The sequence below is a fragment of the Streptomyces sp. NPDC050564 genome, from assembly GCF_044457265.1.
In the GTDB taxonomy this organism is placed as follows: Bacteria; Actinomycetota; Actinomycetes; order Streptomycetales; family Streptomycetaceae; genus Streptomyces.
This window is the reverse complement of sequence record NZ_JBITGS010000043.1, coordinates 57,558-73,284: the sequence shown is the minus strand read 5'-3', so window position 1 is coordinate 73,284 and position 15,727 is coordinate 57,558. Positions and strand designations below refer to the sequence as shown.

8 protein-coding genes and 4 pseudogenes are annotated in these 15,727 nt (G+C 69.0%); 5 read left to right on the top strand and 7 right to left on the bottom strand.

The features are described from left to right. Positions 1-240, top strand: a pseudogene (locus ACIBK0_RS43445) (hydrolase); the annotation flags it as partial. 75 nt (positions 241-315) lie between these two features. Here ACIBK0_RS43445 and ACIBK0_RS43440 read toward each other — a convergent pair. From ACIBK0_RS43440 to ACIBK0_RS43430, 3 genes and pseudogenes are all read right to left on the bottom strand, one after another. Then, entirely contained in the window at positions 316-1,662 is a 1,347-nt protein-coding gene (locus ACIBK0_RS43440) for a jacalin-like lectin (RefSeq protein ID WP_399093213.1), read from the bottom strand. Between the two features lie 189 nt (positions 1,663-1,851). Then, entirely contained in the window at positions 1,852-3,237 is a 1,386-nt protein-coding gene (locus tag ACIBK0_RS43435) for a glycoside hydrolase family 43 protein (RefSeq protein ID WP_399093210.1), read from the bottom strand. A 68-nt stretch (positions 3,238-3,305) separates the two neighbouring features. Continuing rightward, positions 3,306-4,328, bottom strand: a pseudogene (locus tag ACIBK0_RS43430) (glycoside hydrolase family 43 protein); the annotation flags it as partial. A gap of 317 nt (positions 4,329-4,645) precedes the next feature. Between ACIBK0_RS43430 and ACIBK0_RS43425 the strand changes: the two are divergent. Next, positions 4,646-5,137, top strand: coding sequence for an HAD family acid phosphatase (locus ACIBK0_RS43425; protein ID WP_399093207.1), 492 nt, complete (start codon positions 4,646-4,648; stop codon positions 5,135-5,137). A 48-nt stretch (positions 5,138-5,185) separates the two neighbouring features. Here the strand turns inward: ACIBK0_RS43425 and ACIBK0_RS43420 are convergent, their stop codons facing one another. Together ACIBK0_RS43420 and ACIBK0_RS43415 are read right to left on the bottom strand one after the other, a co-directional pair. Next, on the bottom strand, positions 5,186-5,401 hold the full coding sequence (locus ACIBK0_RS43420; protein ID WP_399093204.1) for a dodecin: 216 nt from the start codon (positions 5,399-5,401) through the stop codon (positions 5,186-5,188). A gap of 38 nt (positions 5,402-5,439) precedes the next feature. Then, positions 5,440-6,243: a GntR family transcriptional regulator gene (locus tag ACIBK0_RS43415; protein WP_399093201.1), complete on the bottom strand. Its 804-nt coding sequence runs from the start codon at positions 6,241-6,243 to the stop codon at positions 5,440-5,442. Between the two features lie 214 nt (positions 6,244-6,457). On the opposite strand from ACIBK0_RS43415, the pseudogene ACIBK0_RS43410 reads away from it, so the two are divergent. Continuing rightward, positions 6,458-7,567 (top strand): annotated as a pseudogene (locus ACIBK0_RS43410) (beta-N-acetylhexosaminidase); the annotation flags it as partial. Between the two features lie 63 nt (positions 7,568-7,630). Here ACIBK0_RS43410 and ACIBK0_RS43405 read toward each other — a convergent pair. Continuing rightward, positions 7,631-8,128, bottom strand: a pseudogene (locus ACIBK0_RS43405) (RNA-guided endonuclease InsQ/TnpB family protein); the annotation flags it as partial. 155 nt (positions 8,129-8,283) lie between these two features. Between ACIBK0_RS43405 and ACIBK0_RS43400 the strand changes: the two are divergent. Both ACIBK0_RS43400 and ACIBK0_RS43395 read left to right on the top strand, forming a co-directional pair. Continuing rightward, complete coding sequence (locus ACIBK0_RS43400) at positions 8,284-9,699, top strand: cellulose binding domain-containing protein (protein WP_399093198.1); 1,416 nt, start codon at positions 8,284-8,286, stop codon at positions 9,697-9,699. A 115-nt stretch (positions 9,700-9,814) separates the two neighbouring features. After that, entirely contained in the window at positions 9,815-11,077 is a 1,263-nt protein-coding gene (locus ACIBK0_RS43395; protein WP_399093195.1) for an extracellular solute-binding protein, read from the top strand. Positions 11,078-11,083: 6 nt separating this feature from the next. Here ACIBK0_RS43395 and ACIBK0_RS43390 read toward each other — a convergent pair whose 3' ends face one another. After that, on the bottom strand, positions 11,084-15,370 hold the full coding sequence (locus ACIBK0_RS43390) for a molybdopterin-dependent oxidoreductase (RefSeq protein ID WP_399093192.1): 4,287 nt from the start codon (positions 15,368-15,370) through the stop codon (positions 11,084-11,086). Positions 15,371-15,727 lie beyond the last annotated feature (357 nt).

Below are 15,727 nucleotides of genomic sequence, written 5' to 3'. Positions count from 1 at the left end.
AAGCCCGCCGACAACTCGGCCGTCAAGGGCCTGCTCTACCGGACCGGCTACTCGGGCAACACCGGCGCGTTCTTCGCGACCAGCACCTTCGGCAGCGGCAAGGTCGCCTTCTGGGGCGACAGTTCGCCGATCGACGACGGCACCGGCCAGTCCGGCAACACGCTGTACGACGGCTGGAACGACACCGACGCCACCAACGCGGCGCTCGCCCTGAACGCCACCGAGTGGCTCTCCTCGTAAGCGAGTCGGTCACGTGAGCCCGTGCCCCGCCGTGTCCGAAGACACGGCGGGGCACTGCTGTCCGGGACGGTCGGGTCAGCGCTGGGTGTAGATGAAGCCGATCTTGTCGACCTCGTCGCCCGCGCGGCCGTGGAAGCCGGCGATCTGCCAGCCGGACGGCGCGGTGCGGGTCACGCAGTCCGACGTCGTCGTGCCGCCCGCCAGACTGCGGCCCAGGTTCGTGCTGAACTTCGCGTAGAAGATCCGGGTGTGGCTGTCCTTCACGCCCTGGCACAGCTGCGCCGAGGTGATGTACTCACCGCTGCCGAGGGCGAGGGACGAGGCGGTGCCGCCCGTGCCTCCGTGCGTCGGCGTCGTGCCGTTGCTCAGCGTCAGCCCCATCTGGTCGACGCGCGAGCCGCTGCGCAGCGAGACGGTGGTGGCCCGGGCGCCGGCCCGCACACTGTCGATGTCGTTGAAGTAGTCCCCGTGCGGGCCGCCGAACTGGTCGCTGAGCTGGAAGGCGGCGTTGCGCGACCAGGTGAAGCCGACGGTGATCGGGTCGTGGTCGGAGAGCATGAGCCCGTCGGAGGTCAGGAACTTGGCGTGCTCGTTGTTGTACGAGGTCGCGTTCAGGGTCACCAGCTTGCTGCCGCGGTAGAGGACCTTGTCGACGACCTCGCAGGTGTTCGGCACGGTGGCGCCGGTCTGGTCGCACACCAGCGCGTCGCTGCCCTTGGCGGGCGGGGTGCCGCCGCGGATGAGCTTGACCCAGGCGTCGGTGAGGCCGTTGGCGGAGGCGAATTCGGCGATGGTGTCGCCGGAGCGGGTGTAACGGGTGTTGGTGTCACCCATCACCACCACCGCGTTGCCGGCCGAGTGGGTGCCGATGAACGAGGTCAGCTGGGCGAGGTTGGCGGCGCGCGCCGCCAGGTCGCCGTCGTTGGTGCCGGCGTTGGTGTGGAGGTTGTAGAAGTCCACGTACACGCCTTCGGCCAGGCGCTCGCGCATGAAGCTGAAGCCCTTGGGGGTCAGACAGTCGCCCGAGTCCACCTGGCAGTCGTTCCAGCCCACGCGTTCGAAGTCGTCGCCGTCCCAGGCGTAGGTGGAGACGGTGTTGAGGCCGCTGCCTATGCCCGCGCCGCCGCTGGTCGCGGTGAGGTAGGGGTGAGTGTCGGTGGAGTACAGGTACGCGTGGTAGTTGAAGTCCTCCTGGACGTTGACGATGTCGTACGGGGCGATGCGTCGGCCGATCTCGGTGGTGCTGGTGTCCCGCGGCGTCGAGGCGCTGGACAGCGACTCCGGCAGTCCGGCGACGTTGTAGCTGAGCACGCTGAACGAGCCCGAGTCGGCGGCGGCCGCGGCGGGAGCGGTCACCGTGAGCCCGCCGAGAGCGGCCGTTGCCGCTGCCAGACAGGCGAGAACTCTGCGGAGAGGTGACATGGGGGGTGTCTCCTGGAGGCGTCAAAGGGGTGTGAGCCGCTGCCGCATGACAGCGCATGAGTGTGTTCTGGCGTGTGTGAGTGAGTGTCCGGCTGTCTCCTGTGGAGGACCTGGCGCCGGGGAACGGGAGTTCTTGTGTCGAATGGGTGACCTTTCCCGGTGGTGGTTGTTGGGTGGGGTGACGAACGGTCAGTAGCCGACCGAGAACGTGGCGTCGGCCTTGTCGGTGCTGGTGGAGAGCGGATCGATGCGCAGGACGTAGTCTGCGTGCCGGATGTAACGGTCCGGATTGTTGTAGGAGCGGAAAGACGACCATGAGGTGTCGGCCAGGCCCGCCGTCCGGTAGAAAGTGGCGTCCTGCGCGAACGTCGTCGTGCTGTCGTTGACGTCCAGTTGCAGCTGGTAGTTGTAGTGCCGCAGATAGCGGGTCGGGTAGTTGACCGACTGGAAGGACACGCCCGCGCTGTCGGCGAGACCCGGCACGAGCTTCCACTGGGAGTCGGTGTACGGGTCGAAGGGGTACTCGTCGATCCTGCCGACGTAGTTGGAGTGGCGGACGTAACGCGCCGGATAGTTGTAGGACTTGAGCCGATTCCAGGCCGGAGCGCCCCACTTCGCGACGAGGTTGCTGTACTCGGTCGTCGTGATCGGCTGGATGGTGCCGTGCTTGGAGTTGACGGGCTGCGTATAGAGGCGTTGATCGACCGCCGTCCACGTGCCGGCGGCGAGATCGGTGCTCTGCCAGGCGTAGAAGACACCGTTGGGGGTGTAGGTGTCGCCCCACAGGTACCAGGTGCTCGATGTCTGGGACTTCACGAGGATCGGCGCCTCGGTGCCGCCGTGCGAGACCGGCGTGCTGAACACGGTGAAGCTGCCGGGGTTCAGCGAGGTGGACCTGGCGCCCACCAGTGTCTGGTCCTTCTTGAAGTACAGGTAGTTCACACCGCTGACGCCCACGGCCAGGTCGCCGTCGATGACGTCGTATCCGGGGTCGAAGAAGACCTGCGCAGCCGACGCCGTGACGAAGTCGGTGGTGTAGTTGACCATGATCACGTTGTGGCCGCTGGAGTTGACGGCCGAGTAGATGATCCCGTACTGGCCGCGGCCCGCGTCCCAGAAGGCCTCGGGCGCCCAGCTGTGCGTGGCCATGTCGTGCAGCTTCAGCCGGTGGTAGTTGGTGAAGGTGCGCAGGTCGGTGGAGTCCCATACGTGGACGTACTGGCTCTGCAGGCTCCAGTCGGTGCCCTTGAGGTCGGTGGCGAGCACCACGAACGTGCCGTCCTGCTTGCGCAGGGTGAACGGGTCGCGCAGTCCGCCGGTGCCCCCGGTCGGGGTCACGACGGGGTTGTTCTGGTTCAGCGGGGTCCACTGGAGTGAGTCCGTGCTGACGGCCAGATGGAGGCCGTAGTCGGAGCCGTTGCCGCTTGGGGACTCCGTGAAGTAGCCCATCACGTACGAGGTTCCCGTCGCGGCACGGGCGGACGGGGCACCGAGGGTCAAACCGGCGGTGAGGGCGGCCATCGCCCCCAACACGCCCCGGCGGGTTGGCTGCAGCGGGCCGGATCGGTCACTCATCTGATTCCTCCGTGGATACTCCGCCTTTCAGGGCGGAGAGGAAGCGGACTCCTGCGGAGCAGGACAGGGAAGTAGCGGGTGGTGTAGTTGCCCGACTGGAAGGAGCGGGTGACGCCGGTCGGCAAACTCGCGCCGGCGGAGACGGTCTCCTTGATCACGGTGAAGTGGCGTGCGGTGCCGGAGATGCCCGGCAGCTTCTTCGGGGCGCTCCAGGTGGCGAAGGTGTCGTAGCTGTCGCTGTAGTAGTAACTGCCGTCGCCGTAGCCGTCGAAGAAGATCCGCCAACCGCCGTTGTCGAGCTGGATCAGGGCCGGGCCCTCACGGGTGCCGCCCCAGCCCGCCCAGTCGCCGGTCCGCTGGATGGTGTACGAGCCGGTGAGGCTGGAGGCGGTCGCGTACTCGATGTACTTCGTTGTCTCGTTCTTCGTGAACGCGTGGTACGTCGACCCGGTCTTCACGATGAACGTGTCGATGTGGTTGGCGCCGATGCCGGACAGGGCCACCGGTGAACTCCATGCGGTGAGCGCGGAGTTGGTGGCCTTGAGCAGATACGGCGTGAAGATCCACTCGTCGCTGGTGACCGAGCAGGACACGATGATGTTCACGCTGCCGTCGCTGTCCACGAACCACTCGGGCGCCCATGCGCGGGAGAGGTTGGCGATCGGGACCGTGTAGTCGTACAGGAAGGTCCAGTTGACCCGGTCGGAGCTGCGCGCGAAGCCGATGGTGGTGCTGACGTCCTGCCAGGTATGTGTGGTGTAGGTGATGTAGTAGTAGCCGTCGGTGTGCTTGAACACGCTGGCGTCTCGGATCCGGTTGCTGGGCGGCGTGTACGCGGAGGCCTTCAGCAGCCGGAAGTCCGTGGCGTCGTCCGACTCATAGACGTTGACGGTGCCGTCGTTGCTGTTGAGGAACGGCACGATGGTGTAGTGGGTGGCATGGCCCCGGGCCGGCGCCGCCGCCGCGGCGGTGCCGAGCAGTCCGGGCAGCTCGCCGAGGACGAGGGCGGTGGCGGGCAGCGCGACCATCGCGCGGAGCAGGCTCCGGCGGGATGGCCGCGCGGGGCGTGACGGTAGGCCTGGTGCGATCATGTGCGGCTCTCCTTGGATCGGTCACGCAGCCGGCGCGGCGACTTCCGCCACCCGGTGACGGCGGGGAAGCGACGTCTGTCGAGAGGGGGGTTCACGAAGACCTCCGCATGCCCGAAGCCGGGGTGGCGGTGTCCCCCCACCACCCTGCTTTTGTTCGAAATACCGAATGTTGTACGACATGCTGTGCGAGGCATTACGGTAAGGGCTTGCTGGGTGATGTGAACAGAGCCTGACGAGGCGGAAGTTGGACGTGTTCACGCGAGGGATCGCCTGCCGCGGCGCACGGGGTGTTCTCGCCCCTGTCTAGGGTGGTCCGCGTGAAGGAGAAGAGCAGCAGACCACTCGCCGTGTTCGACCTGGACGGCACACTCGCGGACACCGCGCACCGACAGCGGTTCCTGGAGCGGAAACCGCGGGACTGGGACGCGTTCTTCGCGGCCGCGTCGCAGGACCCACCGCTGGCCGAGGGCATCGCGCTGGTGCAAAAGAGCGCGCAGGAGTGCGAGGTGGTCTACCTCACCGGCCGCCCCGAGCGGTGCCGCCGGGACACAGTCGACTGGCTGGCCGCACAGGGGCTGCCCGACGGGCGCATCTGGATGCGGCGCAACGACGACCGCAGGCCGGCCCGCCACACCAAGCTGGAGATCCTCCGCCGGCTGGCCCGCAACCGTGACATCCGCGTCCTCGTGGACGACGACGAGCTCGTCTGCGAGGACGCGGAGCGGGCGGGCTTCAGGGTCGTACGGGCGCGCTGGGCTGCCACGTCCGAGGCGCTCAAGGACGCGCAGGAGCGGGAGGGCCGCACCTGAGGGGTGCGCGAGACTCTGAAGGGGCCCGGCAGGGGCCCCAGGGGAGGGTCAGTCGCCCTCGTCGAGCCGGAAGCCGACCTTCAGGCCGACCTGGTAGTGCTCGATCTGCCCGTTCTCGATCTGTCCCCTGACCTGTGTGACCTCGAACCAGTCCAGGTTGCGCAGAGTCTGCGAGGCGCGGGTGATGCCGTTGCGAATCGCCTGGTCGACGCCTTCGTGGGAGGTGCCGACGATCTCGGTGACCCGGTACGTGTTCTCGGACATGCGGGTGCTCCTCTCCGCCGTGGCGGGTGTGCCACGCGTCATTCCACGGTGCCCCACAGTGCGGCGGTCCGCGAGATGTCGGGGATGCCCTGGGTGAAGTCCTCGGGCGTGTCCCGGGCCCTACGGCCGTGGTGCGCGCCCAGCGACAGCCGCGAGACGATGCGGTAGCGGTCGCCCCGGTAGAGGGAGTGGACGTACTCCACCGGCCGGTCGGAGGTGTCCGTGGTCAGGCGTTCGATCAGCAGCGCGGGGGAGAGGACCGGGACGCCCAGCACCTTGGCCTCGGCCTCGCTGACGACCGTCGGCTCGATCGACTGGGTCGCCTCGTGGACATGGACCTGGTGGTGTTCCCGCAGATGGGCGTAGAGGTCCCCGGCCTCCAGCTCGGCCGGGGTGAGCGAGGGCACCAGCGCGGCCGGGATGTGCAGATGCTCGATCGCCATGGGGGAACCGTCGACCAGCCGCAGCCGCGCGATGTAGACCAGCTCGGCGGCCGGTGACATCCGCAGCTTCCGGCCGATCCTGGCGCCCGCGCGGACGGTCGCCAGCTCCAGCACACGGCTCGACCAGCTGCCGGTGGCCAGCGGCACGCTCGCCGTCTGCCGGTCCGGAACGATCTCCTGAGTGATCTTCGCGGGTGCCACGAACATACCCCGTCCGTGTTCGCGCACCAGCAGCCCTGTGGCGACGAGTTCATCGACCGCCGCCCTCAACGTGGGCCGCGAGACACCGAGTTGGACGCAGAGAGTGCGCTCGGAGGGAATGGCCGCTCCCGGCCCGCGGTCCTCGACGAGTCCGAGCAGAAAGTCGCGGACCCGCTCCCGTTTCAGTACGCCGTCCATGGGTCGCCCGCTCCCCGGTGCTCGCCTTCAGCTGGTCAAGCCGATGGTAGCTGGCTGGTTGACCAGTTGACGAGCCATGTCTCCGAGCGGGGCTTCAAATCCCCTTGCTGCAGGGACCCTTGACGGTCCTATTGGTCTATGCCACCTTCATGTCGCGCAAGAGGTCAGTTGACCAATTGGTAAGGTCAATCCGGTCGCGAAAGGCACCTCAGTCATGCCCGCAGTCGACGTACCGCTGCTTCCCGTGCCCAGCCAACTCGTGGTGCTGCCGGGGAAGTTCACGCTCGACGAGCGCACCGGCCTCACGGTGGCACGCGGCGCCGAGGCTGCCGCCGCACTGTTGCGCGAACTCCTCGCCCCTGCCACCGGGCTGCCCCTGCCCGCGACCGCCGACGGACAGGTCGCCTTCGCCCTCGATACGACGCTCACCGCCCTCGGCCCGGAGGGATACGTGCTGACCGTCACCCCCGACGCCGTACTCCTGCACGCGGCCGACCCCACCGGCCTGCTGCGCGGAGTCCAGACCCTGTGCCAACTGCTGCCGCCGGACGCCCTCGCCGCCGGCCCCGTACGCGGTGTCGCCTGGACCCTCCCCTGCGTACGGATCACCGACGTCCCGCGCCACGCGTGGCGCGGGACGATGCTCGACGTGGCCCGGCACTACCAACCCGCCTCATACATAAGGCGATTCATCGACCTACTGGCGCTGCACAAGCTGAACACCCTGCATCTGCACCTCACCGACGACCAGGGCTGGCGCATGCCCGTAGCCGCCTACCCCAAGCTCACCGAGATCGGCGCCCGGCGTGCGCAGACCCGCGGGGACGGACTTCCACACGGCGGCAGCTACACGCGGTCCGAGCTGAGCGGTCTCGTCGCCCACGCGGCCGCGCGGGGGGTCACCGTCGTCCCCGAGATCGACATGCCCGGCCATGTCCGGGCCGCCCTCGCCGCCTACCCCGAACTCGGCAACGACCCGGATCGCCGGCTCGAGGTGTGGACCGAGTGGGGTGTGTCCGAGCAGGTGCTCGGCGTCCACGACCAGGCCCTGGACTTCTGCCGCACCGTCCTCGACGAGGTCATGGACACCTTCCCCTCGCCGTACATCCACGTCGGCGGCGACGAGTGCCCCACCACCGAATGGGCGGCGCATCCTGGCGCGCGGATGCGAGCACGGGAGGAGGGGCTCGCGGGGCCCGAGCAGCTCCACGGCTGGTTCATGGGGCGCGTCGGAGAGTTCCTCGTCCGCCGCGGACGCAGGCCTCTCGGCTGGTGCGAGGACGGGGTGACCCTGCCGCGTTCCTTCACCGTGCTGCCCTGGCGGGACGCGGCCGACGGTCTCGCCGCGGCCCGCCGCGGCCACGAGGTGGTGATGGCGCCCCACCGGGACGAACCAGCGTCCCGCCGCGTCCTGCGAGACGGTCACCGTCGTCGGCACCGACCCCTCGGGCAGCGGCCTCGACCACACGATGTGAAGCGGGTCTTTCATCTTCGCCAGCGTCACAGTGCCGTTGCGGTAGCGGAACGCCGACGAGGTGTACTCGGCCGAGCGGCGGGACTTCTTCCTGGACTTAAAGCGGGGATACTTGCCCCGCTTCTCCCAGAAGCTGACGAACGCCCCTTGCAGATGCCGCAGGCACTGCTGCAGCGGCACCGAAGAGACCTCGGACAGGTAGGCCAGCTCCTCGGTCTTCTTCCATGCCGTCAGCATCGCCGACGTGGCGTTGTAATTGACCCGCTCCTGCCGCGCCCACGCCTCGGTACGAGCGGCCAGCGCCAGGTTGTAGACCTTGCGCACACACCCGAACGTGCGCGACAGCTCGGCCGCCTGCGCATCAGTCGGATAGAAGCGGTACTTGAACGCCCGCTTCACGTGAGTGGTCACAGCTCACAAACTAGCACTCCATCGCGTAACTCGCTGCGGATAACTGGTTGTTGGACGCCGAACCGTCCGTGTGGCGAATCGGCTCTTCCTGTCCTGCTCCGCAGGAGTCCGTTTCTGCTCCGCACTGAAGGGCGGAGAATCCATGGAGGAATCAGATGAACCCACAAGGCACCAGAATGCGTACGGCCATCGGCGTCGCGGCAGCCGCCGGGCTCGCCCTCGCCGGACTCACCGCTCTGCCCGCCACCGCGGCCGCCGACGGCCTCAGCGTGCAGTACCGCACCAGCGCGACCGGTGCGAGCGCCGACCAGAGCGAGCCCTGGCTGAAAGTCACCAACACCGGCAGCGGATCGCTGCAGTTGAGTGAGGTCAAGGTCCGCTACTACTTCAAGGCGGACTCGGCGAGCACCACCTATCGCTTCGCGTGTTCCTGGGCGGTGAAGGGCTGCTCGAACATCACCGGCACCTTCGGAACCCTCTCGCAGCCGACGGCGACGGCCGACCGCTACCTGGAGATCGGCTTCACCTCCGGCGCGGGCAGCCTCGCAGCCGGCGCCGACACCGGCGACATGCAGCTGCGCTTCTACCGCTCCGACTGGCAGACCCTCAACCAGAGCGACGACTACTCCTTCGGCGCCACGCGGACCTCGTACGCGAACTGGGACAAGGTGACGGCGACGCGCGCGAACACGCTCGTCTGGGGGACCGCTCCGGCGGGCAACGACCCCGACCCGGATCCCGATCCGACCGACCCGCCCTCCGGCGGCGCCGCGCTCTTCGACGACTTCAACTACACCGGCCACACGGATCCGAAGATCTCCGAGCACGGCTGGAACGTCCGCTCCAACTCCGGTGGCCCCGGCGTGCCCGGCGCGACCTGGGCCCCGGAGAACGTCACCTTCGTGAGCTCCGGCGGCAACTCGGTGATGAACCTGGAGACATCGACCGCGGGCACCGGCGCCTCGACGGAACAGACCGAAGTCCTCACCAAGGCCATGAAGTTCAAGAACGGGACGTACGCGGCACGGGTCAAGTTCTCCGACGCGCCCAAGGTGGGGCCGGACGGCGACCATCTCGTCCAGACGTTCTTCACCATCAACGACCTCACCGCGCCGATGGCCGACGACTACTCCGAGTACGACTTCGAGTATCTGCCCAACGGCGGCTGGGGCGAGCCGTCGAACATCCTCTACACCACGTCCTGGGAGACCTACAACCCTGACCCGTGGCGGGCCGTCAACCAGCACACCGAGGGCCGCCAGAGCTACAGCGGCTGGCACGACCTGGTCGTGACGATCGACGGCAGCAGCATCAAGTACTACATCGACGGACAGCTCTTCGGCACGCACGACGCCGCGTACCTGCCGGAGCGCCCCATGTCGATCAACTTCAACCAATGGCTCATCGACCTGGCCGGGCAGACCAGCACGACGCCCCGCGCCTACGACGAACAGGTCGACTATGTGCTGCTCGTCAAGGACCAAGTCCTCAGTCCCGCCCAGGTGGCCGCCGAGGTCACCGCGTACCGCAGCGCCGGGACCGCCTTCGAGGACACCGTGCCCGGAAGCTGAGCCCTTGACGGGGCTGATTGGTCCATACCAAAATCCAGAACACCCGTGCGAGCGCTGAGCTCGTCCCCCACGTCGGGCCCTTGACCCCTGTCCGCAAGGCAGAACAGGACCTTTCGTGAGACATCGCCTCCTCGCCCTCGTATGTGTCGCCGCCTCCCTGCTCACCGCCTGCGGTGCCCTGCCGGAAGGGGGCACGGAGCGGCGGACCGTGACGGTGTGGCTGATGAAGGACAGCGCGTCCAAGGAATTCCTGAAGCGGTTCACCGAGGACTTCGAGCGGACACACGGCGACCTGCGGCTCGACATCCGCATCCAGGAATGGACCGGGATCGGCGAGAAGGTCCAGGCCGCGCTCAAACGGGAGGACAAGGGAGCGCCCGACGTCATCGAGGTCGGCAACACCCAGGTCGCTCAGTACGTGGACGGTGGCGGACTGAGCGACCTGACTCTCGAGTCGATGCGCGACTGGGGCATGAACGACTGGCTGCCGGGCCTCGCCGAGCCCGGCCGCTTCAACACCCGTCAGTTCGGCATCCCCTGGTACGCGGCCAACCGCGTCGTCATCTACCGCAAGGACCTGTTCGCGCGGGCCGGTGTCAAGCAGCCTCCGAAGACCCGCGACCAGTGGCTCACAGACACCGAACAGCTCAACTCCTCCGGAAATCAAGGGATTTATCTCGCGGGCCAGGACTGGTACACGCTCGCCGGATTCATCTGGGACGAGGGCGGCGACCTCGCGAAGAAGGCCTCCGCCGGGACCTGGGAGGGCACCCTGCAGACCCCGGCCGCGCTGCGGGGCATGGACTTCTACCGGCGGCTGCAGGCACTCGGCGAGGGACCCGTGAACGCCGACGAGGAACACCCGCCGCAGGCCGGGGTGTTCGCCAAGGGGCGAGTAGCTCAGCTCGTGGCCGTGCCCGGGCTCGCTCAGGCCATCGAGCGGGCGAACCCCGCCCTCAAGGGGAAGTTGGGCTTCTTCCCCGTGCCCGGCAGGACGGCCGCCGAGCCCGGCGCGGTCTTCACCGGCGGCTCCGACCTCGTGGTGCCCAAGAACACGGACGATCGGCTGGGTGCCACGGCCGTCGTCGCGGCCCTCGCCGGTGCCAAGTGGCAGACCGAGCTGGCCCGGACGATGAGCTATGTGCCCAACAAGACCACCCTCGCCGGCGCGGTGGCGGGGGATGAGGGAGTCGCGGCCATGGCGGCGGCTGCCGCGCAGGGCCGGGCGACCCCTTCCTCGCCCCAGTGGGCCGCCGTCGAGGCGGACAACCCGATCAAGGCGTACATGACGAAGGTCCTCAATGGCTCCGACCCGGCGACGGAGGCCCGGCGAGCCTCCGACCGCATCACGCGGGCACTGGCGGAGGAGGGCGAATGACGGGTGTCAGTAGACGTCGCGGACGTAGCGCTTGTCCGCGGACAAGCGCCTGACGTAGGTGGTGGCTTCGTCGGAGTCCATGCCGCCGTAAGTCGTGGCGACGTCCTTGAGCGCCTGGTCGACGTCTTTGGCCATGCGCGTCGCGTCGCCGCAGACATAGAAGTGGGCGCCGTCCTGGAGCCACTGCCACAGGCGGGCGCCGTGTTCGCGCATACGGTCCTGCACATAGATCTTGTTGCGCTGGTCGCGGGAGAAGGCGACGTCGAGGCGGTCGAGGTGGCCGGACGCCTGGTACGTCTCCAGGTCCTGGCGGTGGTAGAAGTCGGTGGCCTGACGCTGTTCGCCGAAGAAGAGCCAGTTGCGGCCGGTGTGGCCGCGGGCCTGGCGGTCTTCGAGGAAGCCGAGGAAGGGCGCCACGCCGGTTCCGGGGCCGACCATGATCATGGGGGTGGCGGGGTCGGCGGGCGGGCGGAAGTCAGGGGAGCGCTGCACGAAGACCTGCACGGGTCCGTCGTCCGCGCAGTCGGCGAGGTAGGTGGAGCACACGCCTTTGCGGTCCCGGCCGAGGTCGTTGGTGTAGCGGACGACGGAGACCGTGAGGCGGACCTCGCTCGAGTGCGCCAGCGGGCTGGAGGAGATGGAGTACAGACGGGGCTGGAGACGCTTGAGAGTCCCCGTCCACTCCGCTGCTGAAGCGCGCACGGGAAACGTGGCGACGACGTCGGCGGCCTGGCGGCCCCAGCTCCACTTCGCGAGCGCGTCCTTGTTGTCCGGCCGCAACAGTCGCTTCAGCTCGTGGCTTCCGGTGCGGTCCGCCATGAACTTGAGCAGGTCGGTGCTGATGCGGGCGATGTCCAGGCGGGTGCGCAGGGCTTCTTCGAGGAGGATGGGTGCGCCGTCGCCGAGGTCGACGGGCTCTTCGGGATCGAGTCCGGTGAGGGCGAGCCATTCGGCGACGAGACCTGCGCCGTTGGCCGGCCATACGCCGAGGGCGTCCCCGGCGTCGTAGTCGAGTTCGCCGTCGCGGGTGTCGAAGGCGAACTGCCGGACCTCCTTCTGGGAGCCGGGCAGGCTCAGCAGTCTGTTGCCGATGAGCAGCGTGGCGAACGGCGATGCCTTGGTGTAGCCGGGCGGCGCCGGAGCCGGCGTGGGTGAGGCGACGGCCGGTGTGGCCGCGACGGTGGTGGTGACGGCGGGTGCGGTGGGAGTGGGGGCGGTCGTCCCCGCTGCGCCCCCGGCCCCGGGTTGCCGGTCGTCGGGTGTGGCCAGGGCGGTGACGACCTGGCCGAGCCACTCCTCGGCGGCCTCTTCGTAGTCGGGCTCGCAGTCGACGCGGGGGACGAGCCGGGTGGCCCCGAGGGCTTCGAGCCGTTCGTCGAGTCGGCGACCGTGGCCGCAGAAGTCGTCGTAGTGGGAGTCGCCGAACGCGAGGACCGCGTAGCGGATTCCCTCCAGCCGTCCGGTTTCCGGGTCGGACAGCGTCTGCCAGAAGTCGGCGCCGTTGTCGGGGGCGTCGCCGTCGCCGAAGGTGCTGGTGACGAGGAGTACATCGGTGCCGGTGCCGAGGTGTGCCGGGGAAGCGTCGGCCATGGGCAGCAGTTCGGGGGTGCGGCCTGCCCGGGTGAGGTGGGTGGCGGCGCCTGCGGCGAACTCCTCGGCGGTGCCGGTCTGTGAGGCCCACAGAATGACCAGGCGGCGGGTCGGTACGGCCGTGTCGGCTGCCGGGGAGCCCTTCTGCGCGGGCACGAGGGCGGGTGCGGCGGTGCGGGAGAACATGCCGGCGAGGACGCCGTCGACCCACAAGGCGTGGCCCGGATCGAAGGGTGCGCCCGGCGGCAGGACGGGGACGCGCCCGTCGGGCGGGGTGAGGGCGAGACCCGAGAGATAGCCGGAGAGGTACTGGCGCTCCGGCTCGGCCAGTGCCGCGGGAGCGAGGTCGGTGATGTCGAACAGCCTGGCGAGCGCGTGGATGGGGGAGTCCGGCGGGGCTGCCGCTGCGGCGGCCGGGACCGGGGCAGGGGCCACCGGCGCTCCGTGGTGCTGGTGCTGGTGTGCGGTGGCGTCCGCTGCGGCCTCGGGGTGGAGGCTCGGGCGTGCCGCCGGTACGGGGGCCGCCGTCTTGGCGAGGGCGACGGCGCAGACCTTGAACTCGGGCTGGAAGGAGACCGGGTCGACGGCGTCGCTCGTGACGGCGTTGATGCTGAGGTACTCGCCGAACAGGTCGTTCCAGTGGAAAGGGGCGAAGCAGGTGCCCGGCCGGACCCGGTCGGTGACCACCGCGGGCAGTACGGCGCGCCCGCGGCGGGAGGCGACCTCCAGGTGGTCGCCCTCCGCGATCCCGAGCGCGTCGGCGTCTTCGGGATGGACCTCCACGAACGGGCCGGGGTTGAGTTTGACGAGCTTGGCGACCTTTCCGGTCTTGGTCATCGTGTGCCACTGGTGCTGCAGCCGGCCGGTGTTGAGGACGAACGGGTAGTCGTCGTCGGGGAGTTCGGCCGGTGGCAGGTGCGGGCGGGCGAAGAACCGCGCGCGTCCGCTCGCGGTCGGGAAGGCCAGGCGGGGGCAGGTACCGTCCTCGCGTTCCAGGAGAGCCTGGCTGACACCGTCGTTGACGTAGCGGATCGGGTTGCGGTCCGGACCGTCGGCGGCCGGCGCCGGCCACTGGACCGGTGTGGTGCGCAGCCGCTCATACGTCACGCCGCGCAGGTCCCAGCCGGTCTTGGGGTTCCACGCCTGCTTGAGCTCCTCGAACACCTCTTCGGCACAGGTGTAGGAGAATGCTTCGGCGAAGCCCATCTCGCAGGCCACACGGGCGATCAGCTGCCAGTCGGGCAGCGCTTGTCCGGGCGGGTCGACGACGCCCGGAACGAGCGTGAGGTTCCGCTCGGAGTTGATCACGATGCCGTCGGACTCCGCCCACAGCGTCGCGGGCAGCACGACATCGGCATAAGCATTGGTCTCGGTCTCGGCGAAGACGTCCTGCGTGATGACGAGTTCGGTGGCTTCCAGACCGGCGATGACGGTCTTGCGGTTGGCGACCGAGGCGACCGGGTTGGTGCAGATGATCCAGCACGCCTTGATGTCACCGGCCGCCATCTGCTCGAACATCTCGACCGTCCCGCGCCCGACCTCGGTCCGCAGGGAGCCCTCGGGAATACTCCACAGGTTCTCGATGAAGGCGCGCTCGGCGTCGACCAGCACGGAACGCTGGCCGGGAAGACCGGGGCCCATGTAGCCCATCTCGCGGCCGCCCATGGCATTGGGCTGGCCGGTCAGCGAGAAGGGGCCGGATCCCGGGCGGCAGATGGCGCCGGTGGCGAGGTGCAGGTTGACCAGGGCGTTGGTGTTCCAGGTGCCGTGGGTGGACTGGTTCAGGCCCATGGTCCAGCAGCTCATCCACTCACCGGCCTCGCCGATCCACTGGGCGGCCCGGCGGATGTCGTTTTCGGGGATGCCGGTGATCTCCGCGACCTTCTCGGGCGGGTAGTCGGCGAGGAAGGCGGGCATCTCCTCCCAGCCCTCGGTGAACTCGGCGATGAACTCCTCGTCGGTGTGGCCGTTCGCGACCAGCAGGTGCAGCAGGCCGTTCAGCAGGGCCAGGTCGGTGCCGGGCCTGATCTGCAGGAAGAGGTCGGCCTTGTCGGCGGTGGCGTTGCGGCGCGGGTCGACGACGATCAGCTTCGCTCCTGCCTTGACCCGGTCCATCATGCGCAGGAAGAGGATCGGGTGGCAGTCGGCCATGTTGGCGCCTATGACGAAGAACGCGTCCGCATGGTCGAAGTCCTGGTAGGAGCCGGGCGGGCCGTCCGCGCCCAGCGACAGCTTGTAGCCGGAGCCCGCGGAAGCCATGCACAGCCGGGAGTTCGACTCGATCTGGTTGGTGCGCACGAAGCCCTTGGCCAGCTTGTTCGCCAGGTACTGCGCCTCCAGGGACATCTGCCCGGACACGTAGAAGGACAGTGCGTCGGGTCCGTGCTCGTCCAGGATCCTGCGCAGGCGGCCGGCGACCGCAGTGATGGCCTTGTCCACATCGGTCTCGGCCGGCTGGGCGTCTCGCTCGCTGCGCACCAGTGCCTTCGCCATACGCCCGGGCGCGGCCATCATGTCCGCGCTCGTCGCCCCCTTGGTGCACAGGCGGCCGAAGTTGGTGGGGTGCGCCTTGTCGCCCGATGCCTTTGCCACGCGGCGGCGGCCGTCGGCGGGGTTCCGCGCAATGTCGAGCACGATCCCGCAGCCGACCCCGCAGTACGAACAGACCGTGCGGACGCTGCCGTCCTTCGAGCCAGATGCCACCGAAACTCCACCCCGCGCCGCGCGTACCGTCCCGAGCCGGGCTCGTCCCGCCAGTGACGGGCGGCCCCATGGCTCAGCACCGTAGGAAGATCGAATTTCCGGTTCGTCACACCTCGGGAGCGCCCGGGGTTACGCCCCCCGCACACTCCGCAACAGCGCCATGTGAGCGAGCGGGCCCGCACGACCGCTTCGGACACCGGTGCCCTCTGCCTGGAGAACGGGGGTCACCCCCGGTGCGGGGGGGGGGGGGGGGGGGGGGGGGGGGGGGGGGCGGGGGGGGCCGCCCCCCCCCCCCCCCCCAACCCCCCCCCCCCCCCGCCCCGCCGAGGCAGACCCGCGCCCCACCCCAGCGCGCGC